The following is a 5,600-nucleotide window of genomic DNA, read 5'->3' on the forward strand; positions in this document are numbered from 1 at the left end:
CGACGGCCGTCCAAGCGGACGTCCCGTACGTCATCGCGCGCAAACAGACCAAGGAGTACGGCACCGGGAACCGCATCGAGGGCCGCCTCGAGGACGGCGAGGAAGTCGTCGTCGTGGAGGACATCGCGACCACCGGCCAGTCCGCCGTCGACGCGGTGGAGGCCCTCCGGGACGCCGGCGCCGTCGTGACCGCGCGCTCCTGGTCGTGGACCGCGAGGAGGGCGGCCGCGAACTGCTCGCCGAGCACGGCGTCGAGATGGAGGCGCTCGTGTCCGCCAGCGACCTGCTGGACGCTCGGTAGACCAGCGACCTGCTGGACGCCCGGTCGGCGCCCGCGGCGCTCGCATCCGTCTTGCCCAAGTTCGCGCATTCCCCCAGATACCGCCGCCAGTATCCCCGAGTTAATCGTTCGCGTCCCCGATGTTTCGACTGTAATACGGCCCGTAAGTAACCGAGTTTGTGGGCTTTTCCTACGCGAGAGCTTTCGGGATATTCAAGTTTGTGGAAACGTGCGTAGGCGTATGAACCGAGCCGAGAAGGCCGCGCTCCAGTTGCAGGCGGTCGACGTGCTGCGCACGCTGAAGGAGACGCGGACGTACGACGAACTCTCCGCGGAGACGGGGCTCCCGGCCGGCGACCTCAACCGGTACGTGAACGGCCACGTGCTCCCGAGCGCCGAACGCGCCCGCGAGGTCGTGCAGGACGCCGGCGCCGACCTGCTGCGCGACGAACTCGAAGCCCGCGTCCGGATGGACGACGCCGGCTACATCGACAACTCGGAGGTCGTCTTCGACCAGTCGTTCCTCGAACTCGTCGCGCCGGTCGCCGCCGAGACGTTCGAGTTCGAACGCCCCGACGTCGTCCTCACCGCCGCGACGGACGGCATCACGCTCGCGGCCGCGCTGGCGTCGTACTACGGCGCGCGCTGCGTCTACGCGAAGAAGTCCAAGGAGACCGCCGTCGAGGAGTTCATCGAGGCCCGCAAGCGATTCGAGTCCGGCATCGAACTCACGTACTACCTGCCCGCGTCCGCGATCGACGGCGGCGAAACCGTCCTCGTCGTCGACGACCTCATCCGCTCGGGCGAGACCCAGGAGATCCTCCTGGACATCGCGGCCGCCGCCGACGCCGACGTCACCGGCGTGTTCACGCTCATCGCCGTCGGCGACGAGGGCGTCGAGCGCGCCCGCGAACTCACGGACGCGCCGGTCGGCGCGCTCGCGGAACTCGACTGACGACCCGCCGCTCGTTCCGGCAGGACGCCCCGGATCTTTCTCGTCTCCGATACGTCCCCGGCGGCCACCCGCTGTTTGGCCCGCAGGCTCACCACCCCGAACCCGGAAATCCCGGCTATTCTATACACAGACGTGTATTACACTCCGAACGACTGGCTGCACACCACCACGAACTCCCAACGTGCATAACAACGCTTATGGAGGGTGTCTTTTTATGCCCGAACGTGCATTACAATGGGGCTCGCTGACTACTTCGCGCTCGACGAACACGACACGGACGTCCGAACCGAGGTGCTCGCCGGCGTCACGACGTTCCTCACGATGTCATACATCGTCGTGGTCAACCCGGCCATCCTCTCGGAAGCCATCCAGATAGACGGCATCAGTCCGGACCGCACCTTCCAGATGATCGCTGTCGTCACGCTCATCGCGGCCGCGACGGCGACCTTCGTCATGGCCGTCTACGCGAACCGGCCGTTCGCCCAGGCGCCAGGCCTCGGCCTGAACGCCTTTTTCGCGTTCACGGTCGTCATCGGCCTCGGCATCCCCTGGCAGACGGCGCTCGCCGCCGTCGTCGTGGAAGGGTTCATCTTCATCGCCCTCACCGCGGTCGGCGCCCGAGAGTACATCATTCGCCTGTTCCCCGAGCCGGTGAAACTCGCGGTGGGCGCCGGTATCGGGCTGTTCCTCGCCATCATCGGGCTCGAGGAGATGCGCGTCGTCGTCGGCGACCCCGCGACGTTCATCACGTTCAGCCCGGTGTTCGCCAGCGACCCGATTGCCATCCTGAGCGTCGTCGGCCTGTTCCTCACACTCGCGCTCTACGCCCGGAACGTCCCGGGCAGCATCATCATCGGCATCGTCGCCACGAGCCTCGCCGGCTACGCCGCGAAGGCGCTCGGCTACGCCGCGTACTCCGCCGATACCGCGGCCGACGTCTACGGCGTCACCATGGCCGCGCCGATGTCGCTTGCGCCCGACGCGCCGGTCGTCTACGACGCCGCCAGCTACAACATCGCGCCGCTGGCCGGCGCGTTCATCACCGGGCTCCAGGACGTCCAGGGCGTGTCCTTCGCGCTCATCGTGTTCACGTTCTTCTTCGTGGACTTCTTCGACACCGCCGGGACCCTGACCGGCGTCGGCCAGGTCGCCGGCTTCCTCGACGAGGACGGCAACCTCCCCGACATGGACAAGCCGCTGATGGCCGACGCTATCGGCACCACGGTCGGTGGCATGCTCGGCACCTCGACGGTGACGACGTACATCGAATCCGCGACGGGCGTCGAGGAAGGCGGCCGCACGGGCCTCACCGCGCTCGTCGTCGCCATCCTGTTCGTCGCGAGTCTCGCGGTCGTCCCGCTCGCCGTCGCCGTGCCGACGTACGCCAGCCACCTCGTGCTCGTCGTCGTGGGCATCATCATGCTCGCGAACGTCTCCGAAATCGCGTGGGACGACATCACGTACACCGTGCCCGCGGCGCTGACAATCCTCGTGATGCCGTTCACGTTCAGCATCGCGTACGGCCTCGCGGCCGGCATCGTCTCCTACCCGGTCGTGAAGGCCGCCGTCGGCGAAGCCGACGAGGTCCACGCCGGCCAGTGGGTGCTCGCCGCGCTGTTCGTCCTGTACTTCTTCGTCCGGACGGGCGGCATCCTCTCCGCGGCGGTCTGAGGCGGGCACTGCGCTCGCTTGCCGTCGACTCTGCGTCGCTGTGCGTGCGGTCCCGGGACGTGAACCGGCCGCCGTCGCTCATACCACGGCTTCTTTCCATCGCCGTGGCCTACGGCAGGCCATGACACTCGAACTGTACAGCCTCCCGGGGTGCCCGTACTGTGCGAAAGTCAAGTCGACACTCGACGACCTCGACCTCGACTACGTCGAACACGAGGTCCCGGGGTCGCACGCACACCGCGACGAGGTCGAGGAAGTCAGCGGCCAGACCGGCGTCCCGGTGCTCGTCGACACCGAGCACGGCATCGACGGGATGGCCGAGAGCGACCAGATTATCGAGTACCTCGAAGAGACGTACGGCGCGTAACGCGTTCCCGTTCTGTCGCGTCCGCTCGCCGCCAGGTGCGGCTACGTCCGGCGAGTGGCGCGAGACCGCACCGATGTACCTCCAGCGTCTGCAGGCCCAAGATCGAGTGCTCCGCCGGTCGGTCGAGGACCGCTGGATTCCCTCCGACCGCGACCTCGACGCCGCGGTCGTGGACCACGAACTTGACGACGACGTGAACGTCGACACCGAGTACGCGCTCGCGTTCTACGAGACACTCGGCTTCGAGGCGCCCCGCGACCGGCTGACGGTGGGCGCGACCGAACGGTCGGTGGTTCGAGAACGAGGCAGCGGCGGGGTCAGGCTTCGGACTGCGCGCCCCGGTCGGCGAGCAGGTCGCGGAAGTCGTCGGAGTCCTCGACGTCCTCGAGCTCCTCGCGCTCCACGATGGCGGTGTCGTCGATGGACTCCCGGGACGCCTCGTCGACGACGTAGACGGCGCGGGTGTGCGTGATCGCGCCGAGCGAACTCATGATTCGGGCGCGCTTCACCGCGGCGTCCGTGAACGACGAGTGGCCGGTGAGCAAGCCCTCGGGCCGCGATTCGTCCTCGCCGACGGCCTTGAACGGCGCGCGCACCGTCGGGTGGACTTCGAACCCGACGCGCGCCAGCACCGACAGCACCGGCACGTCCTCGGGGTCGGCTTCGGGGTCGTCGGGCGTCGGTTCGGCGTCCCGGACGTCCTCTGCGCCGTCCATCACCGAGACGGGCGACGTGAGCTCGCCGCCGAACAGCTCCTCGAGCTCCATCGCGACGTCGATGCTGGCGTTCATGCCGTCCTCGTACTTCGAGACGGTGCGCCGCGAAACGCCGAGTTCGCTGGCGAGCTGGCCGAGACTCAGGTCCTCTCGCTCGCGGCGGTCAGCGAGCACGTCGCCGTCGATGTTCACGTAGAGGCCGCCCGGCGCCGCGTAGATGAGCGGCGGCGCGCCCTCCACGAAGAACTCCATGGCGGTGTCCGGGCTGAGCACGGGGACGCCGTGCCGGAAGTAGACGACGCCCGGTTTGAGTTCTTCGTCGCGGGTACGGAGGCCGATGACGATCGGGGTTGCGTTCAGGTACGTGCCGAGGCGCCGCATCTCGGCGCCCGTCGGCGCGTCGAACGCGTCGATGTTCCCCAGGATCTTCACGAGGATGACGTCCTCGTCGCGTCGCGCGGCCACGTCGAAGCTCTTGGGCCGCGTCGCGCAGCGGTCGCTCACCGTGAACCCCGCGTCCGAGAGCATCGCGGTAACGTTCTCGATGAGAGCCGACCGTGACATATACGGGTATAAGCCGGCCGTGGCTTATATGCGTTGTGCCGATACGGCGGCGCTTCCCCGTGGTTTCGGTTATTCGGGCTCGCTGCGCCGACGCAGCGACAGCAGTTGTACGAGCGCGAAGACGACCGCGAGGGCGACAGCGGGCGTGCCGAGGCTGCGGGCCGATTCCACGAACAACCGGAGTTCCGCCTCGGGGGCTCGGAGCACTGCCCGCCCCATCGGGACGTAGACGTTCTCGCCGAACGCGCCGACGCTCACCATCACGGCGCCGACCGTCCCGGTGAAGACGGCGACGAACAGGTGGTGGAGTTTCCAGGCGAGCGCAGCGCCGACGAGGCCGACGCCGACGGCCGTCGCGAGCGCGGCGTTCGGCTCGGGATTCGACAGGGACACGCCAAGAATGGGGGCGCTCACCGCGACGCCCGCGACGAACCCGGGGATGGCGTGGACGAGCATCCACGCGGCCCACGCGACTTTGGCTGCGACGGCGCCGGCGACGATGGCGATCGCACCGACGGCGACGGTGAACATCGGTTCCTCGACGCCGCTCACGAACCGCGGGGCGTACGTCGCGCCGAGGAACGCACCTGGCGCGAACCCGACCAGCATCACGGCGGGCCGCTCGAGGTGGACTCCGAGCAGGCCCACGAGTAGCCCCCCGACGACGAACACTGCTTGCACTGGAACGTCCATACATGCGGGTGGTGAACGGGCCGCAATAAGCCTCCCCGTTTTCTCCACGGACCGGAAGCGCGAAAAGCGCCGACCCCGTAGCAGGTAGCCGAGATGACAGTCGTCGCAGTCGACGACACGGACTCCCGCGAGCGCGGGATGTGCACGACGTACGCCGCCCATCGCATCGCCGAGCGGCTGCGCGACCGCGGCGCGACTGTCGAGCGCGTGCTCCTCGTCCGCCTGAACCCCGCCGTCGAGTACAAGACGCGCGGGAACGCCGCGCTCGCGGTGCACGCGGACGTGGACCCGCGGGTCGGCCTCGAAGTCGCCGAGGAGGTCGTCGCCGACGCCGCGAAAACCGCGGACCCGCGA

5 protein-coding genes and 2 pseudogenes are annotated in these 5,600 nt (G+C 68.4%); 5 read left to right on the forward strand and 2 right to left on the reverse strand.

From position 1 onward, the window contains the following. The 4 genes and pseudogenes from GRX66_RS15860 to GRX66_RS15875 form a co-directional block, all read left to right on the forward strand. A pseudogene (locus GRX66_RS15860) lies at positions 1 to 301 on the forward strand (orotate phosphoribosyltransferase); the annotation flags it as partial. A gap of 220 nt (positions 302 to 521) precedes the next feature. Beyond that, positions 522 to 1,235, forward strand: a complete 714-nt coding sequence (locus GRX66_RS15865) for a phosphoribosyltransferase family protein (protein WP_159527402.1) — start codon at positions 522 to 524, stop codon at positions 1,233 to 1,235. A gap of 234 nt (positions 1,236 to 1,469) precedes the next feature. Then, on the forward strand, positions 1,470 to 2,906 hold the full coding sequence (locus tag GRX66_RS15870; RefSeq protein WP_159527403.1) for an NCS2 family permease: 1,437 nt from the start codon (positions 1,470 to 1,472) through the stop codon (positions 2,904 to 2,906). Between the two features lie 121 nt (positions 2,907 to 3,027). Then, on the forward strand, positions 3,028 to 3,273 hold the full coding sequence (locus tag GRX66_RS15875; protein ID WP_159527404.1) for a glutaredoxin family protein: 246 nt from the start codon (positions 3,028 to 3,030) through the stop codon (positions 3,271 to 3,273). 317 nt (positions 3,274 to 3,590) lie between these two features. Here the strand turns inward: GRX66_RS15875 and GRX66_RS15880 are convergent, their stop codons facing one another. Beyond that, the gene (locus GRX66_RS15880; protein ID WP_159527405.1) at positions 3,591 to 4,553 is read right to left on the reverse strand and encodes a transcriptional regulator; all 963 of its coding nucleotides are present in this window, start codon (positions 4,551 to 4,553) and stop codon (positions 3,591 to 3,593) included. Positions 4,554 to 4,622: 69 nt separating this feature from the next. Further along, on the reverse strand, positions 4,623 to 5,246 hold the full coding sequence (locus GRX66_RS15885) for a TM7S3/TM198-like domain-containing protein (RefSeq protein ID WP_159527406.1): 624 nt from the start codon (positions 5,244 to 5,246) through the stop codon (positions 4,623 to 4,625). A gap of 93 nt (positions 5,247 to 5,339) precedes the next feature. Between GRX66_RS15885 and GRX66_RS15890 the strand changes: the two are divergent. Next, positions 5,340 to 5,600 (forward strand): annotated as a pseudogene (locus GRX66_RS15890) (tRNA(Ile2) 2-agmatinylcytidine synthetase); the annotation flags it as partial.

Origin of the sequence: Halobacterium bonnevillei, from assembly GCF_009831555.1 — an archaeon.
Taxonomy (GTDB): Archaea; Halobacteriota; Halobacteria; order Halobacteriales; family Halobacteriaceae; genus Halobacterium; species Halobacterium bonnevillei.

Excerpts from the sequence above, each read along its gene's own strand:
- GRX66_RS15865 (WP_159527402.1), top strand. The coding sequence starts at position 522 with ATGAACCGAGCCGAGAAGGCCGCGCTCCAGTTGCAGGCGGTCGACGTG.
- GRX66_RS15870 (WP_159527403.1), top strand. The coding sequence starts at position 1,470 with ATGGGGCTCGCTGACTACTTCGCGCTCGACGAACACGACACGGACGTC.
- GRX66_RS15875 (WP_159527404.1), top strand. The coding sequence starts at position 3,028 with ATGACACTCGAACTGTACAGCCTCCCGGGGTGCCCGTACTGTGCGAAA.
- GRX66_RS15880 (WP_159527405.1), bottom strand. The coding sequence starts at position 4,553 with ATGTCACGGTCGGCTCTCATCGAGAACGTTACCGCGATGCTCTCGGAC.
- GRX66_RS15885 (WP_159527406.1), bottom strand. The coding sequence starts at position 5,246 with ATGGACGTTCCAGTGCAAGCAGTGTTCGTCGTCGGGGGGCTACTCGTG.